Annotated in this window: 14 protein-coding genes; 6 read left to right on the forward strand and 8 right to left on the reverse strand. The window is 71.6% G+C overall.

Annotated features, from left to right (window positions below):
• Positions 1-141 precede the first annotated feature (141 nt).
• The gene (locus ACZ4SF_RS31060) at positions 142-693 is read left to right on the forward strand and encodes a M23 family metallopeptidase (protein WP_468390874.1); all 552 of its coding nucleotides are present in this window, start codon (positions 142-144) and stop codon (positions 691-693) included.
• A 1-nt stretch (position 694) separates the two neighbouring features.
• On the opposite strand, the gene ACZ4SF_RS31065 is transcribed toward ACZ4SF_RS31060, so the two are convergent.
• Positions 695-1,294, reverse strand: coding sequence for a TetR/AcrR family transcriptional regulator (locus ACZ4SF_RS31065; RefSeq protein WP_468390877.1), 600 nt, complete (start codon positions 1,292-1,294; stop codon positions 695-697).
• Between the two features lie 126 nt (positions 1,295-1,420).
• Between ACZ4SF_RS31065 and ACZ4SF_RS31070 the strand changes: the two genes are divergently transcribed.
• The 3 genes from ACZ4SF_RS31070 to ACZ4SF_RS31080 all read left to right on the forward strand — a co-directional run bounded on the left by ACZ4SF_RS31070 (position 1,421) and on the right by ACZ4SF_RS31080 (position 4,130).
• Complete coding sequence (locus tag ACZ4SF_RS31070) at positions 1,421-2,992, forward strand: MDR family MFS transporter (protein WP_468390880.1); 1,572 nt, start codon at positions 1,421-1,423, stop codon at positions 2,990-2,992.
• A 230-nt stretch (positions 2,993-3,222) separates the two neighbouring features.
• Positions 3,223-3,699: a helix-turn-helix transcriptional regulator gene (locus tag ACZ4SF_RS31075; RefSeq protein WP_468390883.1), complete on the forward strand. Its 477-nt coding sequence runs from the start codon at positions 3,223-3,225 to the stop codon at positions 3,697-3,699.
• A complete protein-coding gene (locus tag ACZ4SF_RS31080; protein WP_468390886.1) occupies positions 3,696-4,130 on the forward strand; it encodes a VOC family protein in 435 nt (144 codons plus the stop codon). Before ACZ4SF_RS31075 ends, ACZ4SF_RS31080 begins: the two co-directional genes overlap by 4 nt.
• A gap of 310 nt (positions 4,131-4,440) precedes the next feature.
• Here the strand turns inward: ACZ4SF_RS31080 and cseC are convergent, their stop codons facing one another.
• The 5 genes from cseC to ACZ4SF_RS31105 all read right to left on the reverse strand — a co-directional run bounded on the left by cseC (position 4,441) and on the right by ACZ4SF_RS31105 (position 8,883).
• Positions 4,441-5,793: a two-component system sensor histidine kinase CseC gene (gene cseC, locus ACZ4SF_RS31085; RefSeq protein ID WP_468390889.1), complete on the reverse strand. Its 1,353-nt coding sequence runs from the start codon at positions 5,791-5,793 to the stop codon at positions 4,441-4,443.
• A 13-nt stretch (positions 5,794-5,806) separates the two neighbouring features.
• Entirely contained in the window at positions 5,807-6,508 is a 702-nt protein-coding gene (gene cseB / locus ACZ4SF_RS31090) for a two-component system response regulator CseB (protein ID WP_468390892.1), read from the reverse strand.
• 39 nt (positions 6,509-6,547) lie between these two features.
• Entirely contained in the window at positions 6,548-7,204 is a 657-nt protein-coding gene (locus tag ACZ4SF_RS31095) for a hypothetical protein (RefSeq protein ID WP_468390895.1), read from the reverse strand.
• Entirely contained in the window at positions 7,192-7,731 is a 540-nt protein-coding gene (locus ACZ4SF_RS31100; RefSeq protein ID WP_055703482.1) for a SigE family RNA polymerase sigma factor, read from the reverse strand. Before ACZ4SF_RS31100 ends, ACZ4SF_RS31095 begins: the two co-directional genes overlap by 13 nt.
• Positions 7,732-8,007: 276 nt before the next feature.
• Positions 8,008-8,883, reverse strand: coding sequence for an HhH-GPD family protein (locus ACZ4SF_RS31105; RefSeq protein ID WP_468390898.1), 876 nt, complete (start codon positions 8,881-8,883; stop codon positions 8,008-8,010).
• 181 nt (positions 8,884-9,064) lie between these two features.
• Here ACZ4SF_RS31105 and ACZ4SF_RS31110 point away from each other — a divergent pair, with 181 nt between their 5' ends.
• The gene (locus ACZ4SF_RS31110) at positions 9,065-9,874 is read left to right on the forward strand and encodes a hypothetical protein (RefSeq protein ID WP_468390901.1); all 810 of its coding nucleotides are present in this window, start codon (positions 9,065-9,067) and stop codon (positions 9,872-9,874) included.
• 141 nt (positions 9,875-10,015) lie between these two features.
• On the opposite strand, the gene disA is transcribed toward ACZ4SF_RS31110, so the two are convergent.
• Both disA and radA read right to left on the reverse strand, forming a co-directional pair.
• Positions 10,016-11,140 carry a DNA integrity scanning diadenylate cyclase DisA gene (gene disA / locus ACZ4SF_RS31115; protein WP_073901036.1) on the reverse strand — a complete coding sequence of 375 codons (1,125 nt, stop codon included), beginning with the start codon at positions 11,138-11,140 and terminating at the stop codon, positions 10,016-10,018.
• Positions 11,141-11,220: 80 nt separating this feature from the next.
• Positions 11,221-12,630, reverse strand: a complete 1,410-nt coding sequence (radA, locus tag ACZ4SF_RS31120) for a DNA repair protein RadA (RefSeq protein WP_468390904.1) — start codon at positions 12,628-12,630, stop codon at positions 11,221-11,223.
• Positions 12,631-12,849: 219 nt separating this feature from the next.
• On the opposite strand from radA, the gene ACZ4SF_RS31125 reads away from it, so the two are divergent.
• Positions 12,850-14,577 carry a BACON domain-containing protein gene (locus ACZ4SF_RS31125; protein WP_468390907.1) on the forward strand — a complete coding sequence of 576 codons (1,728 nt, stop codon included), beginning with the start codon at positions 12,850-12,852 and terminating at the stop codon, positions 14,575-14,577.
• The last annotated feature ends 60 nt before the right edge of the window (positions 14,578-14,637 follow it).

The following is a 14,637-nucleotide window of genomic DNA, read 5'->3' on the forward strand; positions in this document are numbered from 1 at the left end:
CGGCGTCGCGCTCGTCTACTAACCGACGCCGTAGAGAGGGGGGTTCCGCACCGGCGGGCTGCTCGGTTACCAAGGAATGGCCGCTCTGGTGGACGTCTGTGCGCCGGGTGGCTGATCTGTTCCCGAGTCCACGAGGTCCCGATGTTCCGACGCTTCACGTCCCGCTCCGCCCGTCCGTCCTCGCACCGCAACCGCGTGGCCGTCCTGGCCGCCGGAATCGGCGCCACGGCCGTACTGGGGACCGGGGTCGCGAGCGCCGCCGCTCCGTCCGCCGCCTCCTGGGTCGACCCGGTGGGCAAGTACACGCTCTCGGCGAGCTTCGCCCAGGCCGGCAACCACTGGGCCGCCAAGCACAGCGGCCAGGACTTCGCCGTGCCGACCGGCACCGAGGTCGTCGCCGCGCACGGCGGCACCGTCGTCAAGGCCGGCCCCAACGGCGCCGGTGACGGCCCGGCGTACGGCAACGCCGTCGTCATCGAGCACGGCAACGGCACGTACTCGCAGTACGCGCACCTGTCGCAGGTCGACGTCAAGATCGGCCAGGTCGTCAAGACCGGCCAGCACATCGCCCTGTCCGGCTCGACCGGCAACTCCACCGGCCCGCACCTGCACTTCGAGATCCGTACGACCCCGAACTACGGCTCGGCCGTCGACCCGGTCGCGTTCCTGCGCGCCAAGGGTGTGAAGGTCTGACCTAGTCCTTCCCGCGGGTGCGCTCGTGCGCCTGCGTGACCAGGTCAAGGGCGACCTCGAGAACGGCCTCGCGCTTCTTCTCGGGGTCGCCTTCCAGGTCCTGCATCACGAACATCCCGGCGTGCAGCGTGAACAACGCACTGACGGAGCGCACCTGGTCCACCAGTTCCGCCTCCGGGTTCATCAGGATGTCCCGCAGGTTGCGCATGCGGTCCTTGAAGGCGTCGCCGATGCGCAGTTCCCGTACCGTCGCCTGGTTCTCCTGCATGAACCGGAAGAGCGGTTCCGCGCCGGACAGCGCCTCGCTGTAGCGCCGTACGATCTCCTGCTTCGTCTCCAGCGTGTGCGGCTGCTGCCTGCCCCACTCGATGAGGTTCTCGATCGGCTTCGTCAGGTCCTCGAAGAGGCTGACGATGATCTCTTCCTTGGTCTTGAAGTGGTAGTACAGGGCCGCCTTGGTGACGTCGAGTCGCTCGGCGATCTCGCGCAGGGAGGTCTTCTCGTACCCCTGCTCCGCGAAGAGCTCGAGCGCCACGTCCTGGATGCGCTGGCGGGTGTTGCCGCGGCGCTGCTGCTTGGTGCCGTCCATGGTGACGCCCATCCTCGTACTCCTCGCGCTCCCGCGGAAACTTACTTGACGACCGGCTAGTGACAGGTCTACCTTCCCGCAGTGTAGTCAACTAGCCGGGCGGCAAGTAAGTGGCCGCGACGGGGGAGTGAGAAGACGATGGCGGACAGGGCCGGAAACGTCACGGAGAGTAAAAAGCCCGCGAGTGTGCGCGTGATTCTGCTCGCGCTCATGATCGCGATGATGCTCGCGATGCTCGACAACATGATCGTGGGTACGGCGATGCCGACGATCGTGGGCGAACTGGGCGGCCTGCAGCACCTGTCGTGGGTCGTCACCGGGTACACCCTGGCCACCGCGGCCTCGACCCCGATCTGGGGCAAGCTCGGTGACATGTACGGGCGCAAGGGCGCCTTCCTCAGCTCGATCGTGATCTTCCTGGTCGGCTCGGCGCTGAGCGGCATGGCCCAGGACATGGGCCAGCTGATCGGATTCCGGGCCGTGCAGGGCCTCGGCGCCGGCGGTCTGATGGTCGGCGTCATGGCGATCATCGGCGACCTCGTGCCGCCGCGGGAGCGGGGCAAGTACCAGGGCATGATGGCCGGCGTCATGGCGCTCGCCATGATCGGCGGCCCGCTGGTCGGCGGCACCATCACCGACAACTGGGGCTGGCGCTGGGCCTTCTACATCAACCTGCCGCTCGGCGCCGTCGCCCTCGCACTGGTCACCGCCGTGCTGCACCTGCCGAGGAAGCGGGCCGAGGCGGGCATCGACTACCTCGGCGTCGTCCTGCTGACCGTCGGCATCACCTCCATCGTGCTGGTCACCACCTGGGGCGGCAGCGAGTACGCCTGGACCTCGGCGCGGATCATGGAGCTGACCGGCATCGGCGTGGCCTCGCTGGTCGGGTTCGTGTTCTGGCAGACCAGGGCCGCTGAACCGGTTCTGCCGCTGCACATCTTCAAGAGCCGCAACTTCACCCTGATGTCACTCATCGGCTTCATCACCGGCTTCGTGATGTTCGGCGCCACCCTGTTCCTGCCGCTCTACCAACAGGCCGTGCAGGGTGCCTCCGCGACCAACTCCGGTCTGCTGCTCCTGCCGATGCTCGGCGCGATGCTGGTGACGTCGATGGTCGCCGGACGCGTCACCACCGGCAGCGGCCGCTACAAGGTCTTCCCGATCGCCGGCGGTGCGCTGATGATCGTCGGCCTCTATCTGCTGTCGATCATGGACACGGAGACCACCCGGGTCACCTCCGGCCTCTACATGGCCGTCCTCGGCGCCGGCATGGGCTGCCTGATGCAGATCACCATGCTGGTCGCGCAGAACAGCGTGCAGATGAAGGACATGGGCGTGGCGTCCTCCTCCACCACCCTGTTCCGTACGCTCGGCTCCTCCTTCGGCGTGGCCATCATGGGCGCCCTGTTCAACCACCGGGTCCAGGACGTGATGGCCGAGCGGGCCGGCGCGCTGGGCAAGAACATCACCGAGAAGTCGGCGCAGCTGGACGCGGAGAGCCTGAGCAAGCTGCCGCTGCCGGCCCGGGAGGCCTACCAGCACGCGGTGTCCGCGGGCACGCACTCCGCCTTCCTGCTCGGTGCCGGCATCGCGGTGCTGGTGCTGATCGCGGCGCTGTTCGTCAAGGAAGTGCCGTTGAAGGGCGGGCCGCAGAAGCCCTCCACCGAGGGCGCGGATGCGGTGCCGCCGGCCGTGGTCGAGGCCGTCTGACCTCCGACCGAGTCCGAAGGCCCCGGTGCGTGTCCGCCACCGCGGGCCTTCGGCCGTTCGCGGCTCACCCGCCCGCCTGCCCGCCTCGCTTGCCCCGGAAGCTCGTGCCCGTGTCGCTCGCCCGGAAGCGCGCGCCTCTCTCGCTCGCCCGGAAAGCGGGTGTACGAGGCTGCCGTACCGGCCGACACCGGTCCGGCCCCGTTGTCAGACCCCCGTGTCACCATCGGCCCATGGACAAGTTGCGCCAGTTGCGCCTGGCCAAGGACGCCATGGACCGCGACTGGGCCGACCCCGGGCTCGACCTGGACGCGGTGGCGGCTCATGCCGGGTACTCGCGGTATCACTTCCTGCGCGCCTTCAAGGAGGCGTACGGCGAGACGCCCGGCCAGTACCTGACCCACCGGCGCATCGAGCGGGCCGAGGAACTGCTGCGCAGCGCCAACCTCACGGTGACCGAGATCTGCACACTGGTCGGCTTCAGCAGCCTCGGCACGTTCTCCGCCCGGTTCAAGGCACGCACCGGGCTCACCCCCAGCGAGTACCGCACCAAGCACGTGGGCCGCGGTGCCGCACTCATACCCGGCTGCTACGCCATGCTGTGGGCCGGCGGCTTCGGCACCGCAACATCGAAGAAGCGCCCCGCGCCCGGCCCTGCCTACGGTGACGAGCAGGAACAGCAGCCTCACGACAGGAGAGCGGAGCCATGATCAAGGGCCTGGGCATCACCACCGTATGGACCACCGACCAGCAGCGGACGAAGGCCTTCTTCACCGAGAAGCTGGACTTCGAGGTGCGCAGTGACCTCGCCGTGGGCGACATGCGCTGGGTCACCGTCGGCGCCAAGGAGCAGCCAGGGGTGGAGCTGGCGCTGATGAGCCTGGACGGGCCGGGTCTGGACCCCGAGTCCGCCGAGGCGCTGAAGAAGCTGGTCGCCAAGGGGGTGCTGGGGGCAGGGGCGTTCCACACGGACGACTGCCGGGGGGACTACGAGACGTTCCGCGCGCGGGGGGTGGAGTTCCTCCAGGAGCCGAAGGAGCGGCCGTACGGCGTCGAGGCCATCTTCCGCGACGACAACGGCAACTGGTACTCGCTGACCGAGCGTAGCGAGGAGCTGGACTTCTCCAAGGACTTCGGGTGACCACGGACTTCGGGTGACCACGGACTTCGGTGACCGCGGACTTCGGTGACCGCGGACCTCGGGTGACCGCGGACTTCGGCTGACCGCCGCACCCGCGGTGCTGACCGCCGTACCCATGGTGCTGACCGCCGCACCCGCGGTGCTGGCTGACCACACGGCCGTGCGGGTGGCCCTGTGCCGGGCGCTGTGCGTCCGTGCCGGTTCGCCGCCGCACGTCGGCGAGGACGAGGTGGGGCTGCGGCCGGCGGCACCGGGGGAGGGCCGGCACACCCGGCTCGCCCTCTCCGCCTGCCCGGTCCGGGGCCGTCGTTCAGTGGCCGCCCGACACCGGCAGCATCGGATAGCTGCCTGTGCTGGTGGGGGCATGTTCCGGGAGCCACAGGACGGCCACCGCGCCCTCGGCGGGGACATGAGCGGGCGCGCCCGGGGAGCGTACGTTGCGGAACGTCAGCCGGGCGCCGAGCACGCGGGCCTGTCCGGCCGCGATGGTCAGGCCCAGCCCGTGGCCCTGGCCCGCGCGGTCCATGCTGCCGGTGCGGAACCTGCTCGGCCCCTCGGCGAGCAGTTCCTCGGGGAAGCCGGGCCCGTGGTCGCGGACCCGGATGACCCGGCCCTCGACTGTGACCTCGATGGGCGGCCGGCCGTGCCGGGCCGCGTTGGCGAGCAGGTTGAACAGCACCCGCTCCAGGCGCCGCGGGTCCGTGGTGACCTCCGACTCGTGCACCACCCGCACGGCGATCTCCGGGTCCTTGGCGGCCACACGCCGGCTCACGAACTCGCCCAGCATGATGTCCTGCAGCTCGGCCCGCTCCGAGGCGCTGTCGAGGCGGGCCACCTCCAGGACGTCCTCGACCAGGGTGCGCATCGCCTTGGCCCGGTCCAGGACCAGCTCGGTCGGCCGGCCGGGCGGCAGCAGCTCGGCCGCCGTCAGCAGACCCGTCACCGGGGTGCGCAGCTCGTGCGCGATGTCGGCGGTGACCCGCCGCTCGGCCTCCAGGCGCTGCTGCAGTGCGTCCGCCATGGCGTCCACCGCGCGCGCGAGGTCGTCGGTCTCGTCGCGCACCACCCCGCCGATGGCCTCGCGCACCCGGACGTCGGTCTCGCCCCTGGCGACCTGGTTCGCGGCGGCCGCCGCCTTGCGCAGCCGGCGGGACAGCTGGCCGCCGATCAGCACCCCGAGCGCGCTGCCCCCGAGCACGACCGACACCGAGCCGATGACCAGGGCCTGGTCGAGGTCGTCCAGCATGTCGGTGCTGCGGTCCGGCAGATGGATGTGCACGGACAGCACTCGCCCGTCCTTCACCGGTACGGCCGCCCAGATGTCCGGGATCCCGCCGCGCTCGGAGACGTCGCTGGCCCGGCGGCCCCGTTCCACGCTCTCGCGCAGCGCGGCCGGCAGCTCCGGGTCGTCGATCTTGACGTACGGGAAGACCGGGCCCCGGTTCAGTTCGTAGTTGCGCTGGGCCAGCAGCAGGCGGTCGTTGGCCAGTTCGCGCGCGTTGTCCAGCATCGAGACGCGGGCGGCGTTGTGCACGACCAGGCTCAGCACGATCGCCACCAGACCGGCCACGAGTGCGATCGCCGCGCTCAGCTTCCATCTGAGCCCGGTGCGCAGCTGCGCCTGCTCCACCCGCCGGACCGGGCGCCGAAGAATCCCCCGCATACCGCCGCTCCGCTCAGGCCTTCAGCTTGTAGCCGAAGCCGCGGACCGTCTCGATCCGGTCCTGGCCGATCTTCTGCCGCAGCCGCTGCACATGCACGTCGACCACCCGGGTGTCCCCGCCCCAGCCGTAGTCCCACACGCGCTCCAGCAGCTTGTCCCGGGAGAGCACGCTGCCCGGCGCAGAGGAGAACTCCAGCAGCAGCCGCATCTCGGTCGGGGTGAGCGCCACCGGCTGCCCGGCCCGGCACACCTCCATGCCGTCGGTGTCGATCTCCAGCTCCCCGAAGACCAGCGTGCCGGCGACCGCGGACGCGGACTCCTCCGCCTGCGCCGCACCGGCTGCGTGCCCGAACCGGCGCAGCACCGCACGGATCCGGGCGACCAGCACGGCACCGTCGAACGGCTTGGTCACGTAGTCGTCGGCGCCCGCCTCCAGCCCGAGGACGACGTCGATGGAGTCGGCGCGAGCCGACAGCATGATCACCGGCACGGTCGACTCGTCGCGGATCCGGCGGCACAGGCTGACCCCGTCCAGTCCCGGCACCATGACGTCCAGCAGCGCGATGTCGGGGCGGTTCGCACGGAACGCCTCCAGGCCCGACAGGCCGTCGGGCATCGCGGTGACCGCGAAGCCGTCCCGCTCCAGGGCGAGCTGGGTGGCCTCGCGGATGACGTCGTCGTCCTCGACGAACAGAACGTGGGTCTGGTCTGCCATCCCAGGTGCTCTCAGTCCTCGTGGTGTGCGTATGGGCGATCAGTTGTCGGGCGCGGCCTGTGCGCCGTCGTCGGGGGCGTTGCTGTACTCGTTGCGGATGGGCTTGCCGGCGACGAACCGTCCCGCCTTCCAGGTGTACGGGGTGAGGACGTCACCGGACGGGGTCGAGATCGGGTCACCCTTCTCGTAGTACTGGCGGAACACCGACAGGGTCCCCCGGTCGATCTCCGAGTAGACCGGGGAGTCCTCGCTCTTGAAGACGTTCTTGAACGCGCCGTCCTCGTCCCGGTACACGTACGAGGCGATACCGACCCAGTCGGCACAGGTCATCACGTTGATGACGACGTCGTCCACCGCGGCGCCGGTCAGATCGCCGTACTTGACGTCGACCTGGTACTTGCCGCCGTCGCACGGTTTCAGCTCGGCCTTGACCGCCGTCGACACCTCGGGGTCGCTCCTGAGCAGTGCCACGGCGTCCACCTGGCGGTACCGCTCGGAGGCGCTGGGGGAGGGGGAGGTGACGGACCCTGCCACCGCCGAGCCGTGCGCCGGGCCCTCGTCCCGGGCGCCCGTGCCCCCGCTGCCGCACGCGGCGACGGCCAAAAGGCCGAGGGCGGCGAGCACGGCCCCCGCCGCGATCACCGCCTGTGTACTGCCTCGGACCCGTTCGGGCCCGGCCCCGGTCAGGCCGCGCAACGCTCCCGCTCCTCACGCTCCAGCGCGCGTGCGTCCAGATCGCGGGCTTCCAGCTCCTCGCGGAGCCGGGCGAGCGCCCGGTGCAGCGTGCTCTTGACCGTACCGGCCGACATGCCGAGGGCCGCGGCCGTCTCCTCTGTGGACATCTGCTCCCAGTGTCGCAGCACCACGACACTGCGCTGCTTCGGAGCCAGCACCTTCATGACGTCCATCAGCAGGGCCCGGTCGGCGTGCTGCTCGGTGGAGTCCTCCACGGAGGCGTCCGGCAGCTGCTCGGTCGGTACCTCCTCGAGCTTGCGCGCCCGCCACCACTCGGTCCGCGTGTTGATCATGACCCGGCGCAGATAGGCGTCGGCGAGCCGCTTGTCGGCGATGCCCTCCCAGCGGCCGTACGTCCGTACCAGCGCGGTCTGCAGCAGGTCCTGGGCGTCGACGGGGTCCGGCACCAGCCGGCGGGCGCTGCGCAGCAGCGCGTCCTGCCGGGTGCGGACGTACTCCTCGAACTCGAGCACCTCGCCCTGCGCCATGATCAACCGCCTCCGTTCCCCGTAGTGCTTCCGGCTCTCGTGCCGGAAGTCCCGCTGTCCCCGTGGCCCGTGGTCTGCCGGGCACGGAGAAGAAACTACGGAGCGGTTGTCACGGGGCTGTGCGGACCAGCCTGCGGCTGGCAATCGGCTATCCGTCGGTTGTGTAACGGAAGTAGGAACGGGGTAAAGCGAGCAGCCTTTATGTCCAGGTTCGGGGCGGTTTAAGCGTGCCGATGCTCTGTAACGTGCCCCCATCGGCTGTGATCTGGCTGTCCGTCAGCTGAGCGGCAGCCGATACAGACCGCCCGGCAGCGGCTCCACCAGACCGTCCGCCACCAGCCCGTCGAGCGCCCGGGCGCGCTGCACCGGCTCGTGCCACACCCGGTCCAACACCGTCTGCGGCACCGGCGCGTGCGCCTCCCGCAGTACGGCCAGCAGCTTGCCGCGCACCTGCCGGTCGGTGCCGGCGTACGTCTGTCCGCGGCGCGGCGGCCCCGAGTGCTCCGGCTTGCCCGCCAGCCGCCAGGCGCACTGTGCGGCGATCGGGCAGCGCAGGCAGCCCTCGTTCTTCGCCGTGCACACCAGTGCACCCAGCTCCATGGAGGCGGCGGCCCACCGCGCGGCGGTCGAGTCGTCCTGCGGCAGCAACTCCCGCGCCAGCCGACGCTCCGCGGCCGTCGTCGCGTTCGGCGGGTACTGCACGCCCGTCACCGCCCGGGCGAGGACCCGGCGGACATTGGTGTCCAGCACCGCGTGCCGCTGCCCGTACGCGAACGAGGCCACCGCTGCGGCCGTGTACTCGCCGATCCCGGGCAGCGCCAGCAACTGCGCGTGCTCCGTCGGTACGTCCCCGTCGTGCCGTTCCGTTATGGCGACCGCGGCGCCGTGCAGGCGCAGGGCGCGGCGCGGGTAGCCGAGCCGGCCCCAGGCGCGCACCGCCTCGCCCGGCGCCTCCTTCGCAAGGTCGGCGGGGCGCGGCCAGCGGGCCAGCCACTCCTCGTAGACGGGCAGTACCCGGCTCACCGGTGTCTGCTGAAGCATGAACTCGCTGACCATCACGCCCCAGGGGCCCGCTTCCGGGCGGCGCCACGGGAGGTCGCGGGCGTGGACGTCGAACCAGGCGATCACGGGGGCGTGGAGCATCTCAGTCATGGCATTCCCGATCCTGCCACGGGTTGCCGGGCATGGTGTGTGATGGCGCGATCACTGAGCGTGGCGAATGGCGAAAAACCGTGTTCGTGGCGGCAGTTACCGGGATGATGATCCGGAAAAGTTGGTGCTCGCGCGGCGGGTGGGGCGAGCAAGCGCGGTGATCTCTCGTACAGTTTGCGCCGTGGGATCTCTGCGCAATCCGGTCGGGCCGCTTCCCTCCTCCATCTACTGGCGTCGGAGGGCCGTACTGCTGTCCGTGCTCGCCCTGACGGCGCTGGTGATCACGTGGATCGTCATCGCCGGCGGCGGGAGCGGCAAGAACGACGCCGACGGATCCAACGACAAGAACCCCACGCACACGATCACTCCCGGGCCGTCCGAGTCCGGTCCCGCCTACAGCCAACCCCCCGGCGGACGCGACGAGTCGGGCGACGAGAACTCCGGCGGTTCCGGCTCGGGTTCCGGCGGGAACGGCGACTCGGGCGGTTCGGCCGACGGCTCCGCAGGGTCCGCCGGGTCCGGCGGCGGCTCGGGCTCCGGCGGCGGTCGGGTCGGCGCGGGCGACGCGCTCCCGGCGTCCTCCACGCTGCCCGACTGCACGTCCGGCGCGCTGGAGTTGAGCCTGCGCAGCAAGCACAACTCCTACTCGCCGGACCAGACGCCGACCTTCGAACTCACCGCCAGGAACGGTTCGTCGGCCGACTGCAAGGTCGATCTCGGGCCGAAGCGCGCGGTGTTGACGATCACGCCGGCGGACGGCGACGACACGTACTGGTCGTCGGACGACTGTCCCGAGGGGGCGGGGAGCCTGGTCTTCCGGGTGCCGTCCGGTCAGACCATCACGTACACCGTCAAGTGGGACCGGAAGCCGAGTGCCGCGCACTGTGCGACGCCGCCTGCCGGCTCGGCCAAGGCGGGCACGTACCTGCTGGAAGCCAAGGCCCCCGGGCTCGGGAAGGCCCAGGCCTCGTTCGTACTGTCGGCGGACTAGACGACGGACTGGACGGCGGCACGACGCAGCCGACGGCACTGCAACACCCCAGGGGCGCGGGGAACTGCGCGACCAGCCACGACGGACACGCAGTCGCCCGACGACACCTGGCCCCGCCTCAATGGGCGCCCGGCCCCGAACTCAGACGTACCGCTCCAGGATGGACGACTCGGCCAGGCGCGACAGTCCTTCCCGCACGCTCCGCGCCCGGGCCTCGCCCACACCGTCCACGGTCTGCAGGTCGTCCACGCTGGCGGCAAGAAGCTTCTGCAGACCGCCGAAGTGCTCCACCAGCCGGTCGATGATGGCGCCCGGCAGGCGCGGAACCTTGGCGAGCAGCCGGAAGCCGCGCGGCGACACCGCGGAGTCGAGGGTTTCGGGCGAGCCCGTGTACCCCAGTGCACGTGCGACGGTGCCGAGTTCGAGAAGCTCCGCGTGCGTCAGGGCGTCCAGTTCGGCCAGGGCCTCGTCGACCGTGCGAGAGCGCTTCGCCGTCGGCTCGGGCACGTAGTCCCGGACGACCAGTTCGCGGTCGGGCTCGACCCCGGCGATCAACTCCTCCAGCTGGAGGGCGAGAAGCCGGCCGTCCGTGCCCAGTTCGACCACATATTCAGCGATTTCGGTGGCGATGCGGCGGACCATCTCCAGCCGCTGTGCGACCGCCGACACGTCCCGGACCGTCACCAGGTCCTCGATCTCCAGCGCCGACAGCGTGCCCGCGACCTCGTCCAGGCGGAGCTTGTACCGCTCCAGCGTGGCCAGCGCCTGGTTCGCGCGGGAGAGGATCGCCGCCGAGTCCTCCAGGACGCGGCGCTGACCGTCGACGTAGAGGGCGATCAGCCGCATCGACTGGGAGACGGAGACCACGGGGAAGCCGACCTGCTTGCTGACCCGGTCCGCAGTGCGGTGCCGCGTGCCCGTCTCCTCCGTGGGGATCGTCGGGTCCGGGACCAGCTGGACGCCCGCGCGCAGGATCTTCGACAGGTCCGACGACAGCACGATGCCGCCGTCCAGCTTGCACAGCTCCCGCAGCCGGGTTGCCGCGAATTCGACATCCAGTACAAAACCGCCCGTGCACATCGCTTCGACCGTCTTGTCGGAGCCGAGGACGATGAGCCCACCGGTGTTGCCGCGCAGGACCCGCTCCAAGCCGTCCCGCAGAGCCGTACCGGGTGCCACGGCGCTCAGCGAGGCGCGCATCAGGCGATCGGAACCGGCACTCCCACCGGACTTTCCGGGAGCTGCTGCCCGGTCGTTGGCTGCCACTGCACTCCTCCGGTCGCAGGTTCTGACGCGCTTCCGTACCCGCACTCGGTTCGTACGGACGGGCGAGACCTGGGCAAAGTCTACCGGCGCTCCTCCGCCTCCCGTGGGGCCTCTCGGCGACGGGAGCGCGGCAGCACGCTGAGCGCATCCCCTATGTCGGCGACTTCCAGGACCTTCATGCCGGGCGGCACCTTCCCCGGATCGGCCGGTACGAGCGCGTGCGTGAAGCCCAGCCGGTGCGCCTCGGCGAGCCTGCGCTGCACGCCCGTGACCCGTCTCACCTCGCCCGCCAGCCCCACCTCGCCGATGGCCACCAGGTTCTTCGGCAGCGGGGTGTCGCTGGCGGCGGAGGCGAGGGCGAGCGCGACGGCGAGATCGGCGGCCGGCTCCGACAGCTTCACGCCGCCCACCGTCGCCGAATAGATGTCTCTCTTGCCGAGCGCGCTGATCCGGCCGCGCTGTTCCAGGACGGCCAGCATCATCGACACACGTGAGGTCTCCAGACCGGACGTCGTGCGCCGCGGGGAAGGGATCTGGGAGTCGACGGTGAGCGCCTGCACCTCGGCGACCAGCGGGCGGCGGCCCTCCAGGGTGACGGTCAGGCAGGTGCCGGGGACCGGCTCGGCACGGCGGGTCAGGAACAGGCCGCTGGGGTCGGCGAGGCCCGTGATGCCCTCGTCGTGCAGCTCGAAGCAGCCGACCTCGTCCGTCGCCCCGTAGCGGTTCTTCACTCCGCGCACCAGGCGCAGGCGGGCGTGCCGGTCGCCCTCGAAGTGCAGCACGACGTCCACCAGGTGTTCCAGCAGACGAGGTCCGGCGATGGCGCCGTCCTTGGTGACGTGTCCCACGAGGAGCGTGGACATGCCGCGCTCCTTGGAGGCGCGGATCAGGGCGCCGGCCACCTCCCGGACCTGGGCCATGCCGCCGGGGGCGCCCTCGATCTCCGGGGAGGCGACGGTCTGCACCGAGTCGAGGATCAGCAGGGACGGCTTGACCTCGTCCAGGTGCCCGAGGACGGCGGCCAGGTCGGTCTCGGCGGCCAGATACAGGTGGTCGTCGAGGGCGCCGATGCGGTCGGCGCGCAGCCGCACCTGGCTCGCCGACTCCTCGCCGGTCACATAGAGCGTGCGGTGCTCGGCGCCGGCGGACTTGGCGGCCACGTCCAGCAGCAGGGTGGACTTGCCGACTCCCGGCTCGCCGGCCAGCAGCACGACCGCGCCCGGTACGAGGCCGCCGCCGAGCACCCGGTCCAGCTCGGGCACGCCGGTCGTGCGGGCGGTGGCCCGGCGGCCGTCGACCTGGCCGATGGGCAGCGCGGAGGAGGTCACGCGGCCGGGTGCGGTCGTCCTGACCGCGGGCGCGCCGTACTCCTCGACCGTGCCCCAGGCCTGGCACTCGGGGCAGCGGCCGAGCCACTTGGCCGTCTGCCAGCCGCATTCGGTGCAGCGGTAGGACGGTCGGTCCTTGGTGGTCTTCGTACGGGCAGCCATGCGGAAACCGTAGCCCGCGGCACTGACAACGGGGCCGGGGGCGGTGCCTGAGGGGGCGGGGGCTCACGTACGAGTGGTCCGCTGTCGGCCACCACCCCTCGGGAATCGGCCGCGGAATGAAAGGTTCCTGTCCCCTTATGAGGGATCGTTTCACCCGTACGGATTAAAAGTGCTCAAGGTTCCAGAAGGGGCACTCCGCCGCCGCCTACGGTCGCACGGGTGATGAGCAGCAGTCCGGAGACCACCACCCGCACGACCGGCGCGCATCGGGCGCACCGCGAGTCGCGTGAGGCGCGTGAAGCCCGCCGTGAGGCCCGCGAGGCGCGTGACCGCGCCGCCGCGCGCACCCTCGCCCAGCGCACACCGGCGCGCTACGAGCCGTATCTGGACGGTCTGTTCACCTACTGCCTGTCGGTGCTCTGCGACCACGACACGGCCACCGCCGCCCTCGGCGACGTCATCGCCCTGGCCGAGCGGCGCGGGCACCGGATCCCCGGGGCGGCCGACGACCGCAGGGCCTGGCTCTACGCGCTGGCCCGCTGGGCCTGTCTGCGCAAGCTCGCCGAGGCCAAGCAGAAACGTCAGGCCACGCACGCGGCGGGCCGCACCGTGGCCGTGCGAGGAGCCGGGAAGCCGGCATCCCGGCCGCCCGTCGCGCCGGAGGCCCAGGAGCGGCATCGCCGGGAACTCGCCCGGCTCGCCTGGCCTGAGGCGGCCGGCACCACGCCCGAGCAGCGCGAGGCCCTGGAACTCGCCGTCCGTCACCGTCTCGCCGCCCACGAGGTCGCCCGCGTCCTCGGCATGGAACCCGCCGCCGCGCGCGAACTGCTCGCCAGCGCCGCCTGCGAGGTCGAGCGCACCCGCGCGGCCCTCGCCGTGGTGGAGACCGGCGGCTGCCCGAGCGTGGCCCACCTCACCGGCGACAGCCAGATGGTCCTCAGCGCGGCCGTGCGCGGCGAGCTGGTCCGGCACGTCGACGAGTGCCCGCGCTGCCGCCGCACCGCCGAGCGCGCCGTCCCGGGCCGCTGGCCGGGCGCCACGGTCACCCCCGCCGAGCTGCCCGTCCTGGAGGCCCCGCGCGCGGCCCTGCACATGACGCTCGCGCACCACCCGCGCGCGCGGGGCGGTGCCGTACCGCGCTTCGACCAGCGCGGCTTCCCGATGGACCCCAAGGACCGCGCGGCCCGCCGCGACCGCCTCCGCGCGCGTGCCGTCACGACCACGGTCGTCGCCACGGTCGTCGCCGCGCCGGTCCTCGCGCTCTGGGCCGCCTACCGCGGCGGGCCGGCCGGTGGGGACGACGGCCACTCGGCGACCGCGCGCGAGGCACAGGGCCCGGACGTGCTCGGCAGCGATGCGGCGGGCGGCTACGAGAACGCGGGGAACGCCAGCGTGAAGCCGGGGGCGCGGGCCGGCAAGGACGGCAAGGCGGACGTCTCCGTGGAGGTCGTCAGCGTCGGCGGGGCGGACCAGAAGGGCGCCGGAAAGCTGGCGGTCAGCGCGGCCGTCGACGGAGACACGACACTGATCGTCCTCACGGCCGCCGGCTCCGCCGACGTCGACTGGTCGGCGTCCACCTCGGCCGGCTGGCTCTACTTCAGCCAGTCCTCGGGAACCCTCGCGCCCGGCGAGACGTTGACGATCAAGGTGTACGTCGACCATCTGCGCGAGCCGTCCGGCCACTGGCACGCACAGGTGGCGGTGGCCCCGGCGGGCGCGGTGGTCACCATCGACGGCTACGGCACGGCTCCGAGCCGTCCGACACCCCACCCGTCCTCGACACCGCCGTCATCCCCGCCCAGCACACCTCCCACCGAGCCTCCCACGTCCCAGTCCCCGCCCCCCACAGAACCGACTCCGACCCCGACGACCCCACCCCCCTCGGACACCCCGGCCCCGACTCCCACCCCGACGGACAGCGAGACGCCGACCCCGTCGGGGAGCTGAGGGGCGCCGTCGGCTGTCGCGCCGTCGGCTTTCGGGCGCCGGGTGCCGGGTGCCGGATGT

The organism is Streptomyces sp. NPDC027663 (assembly GCF_055566415.1).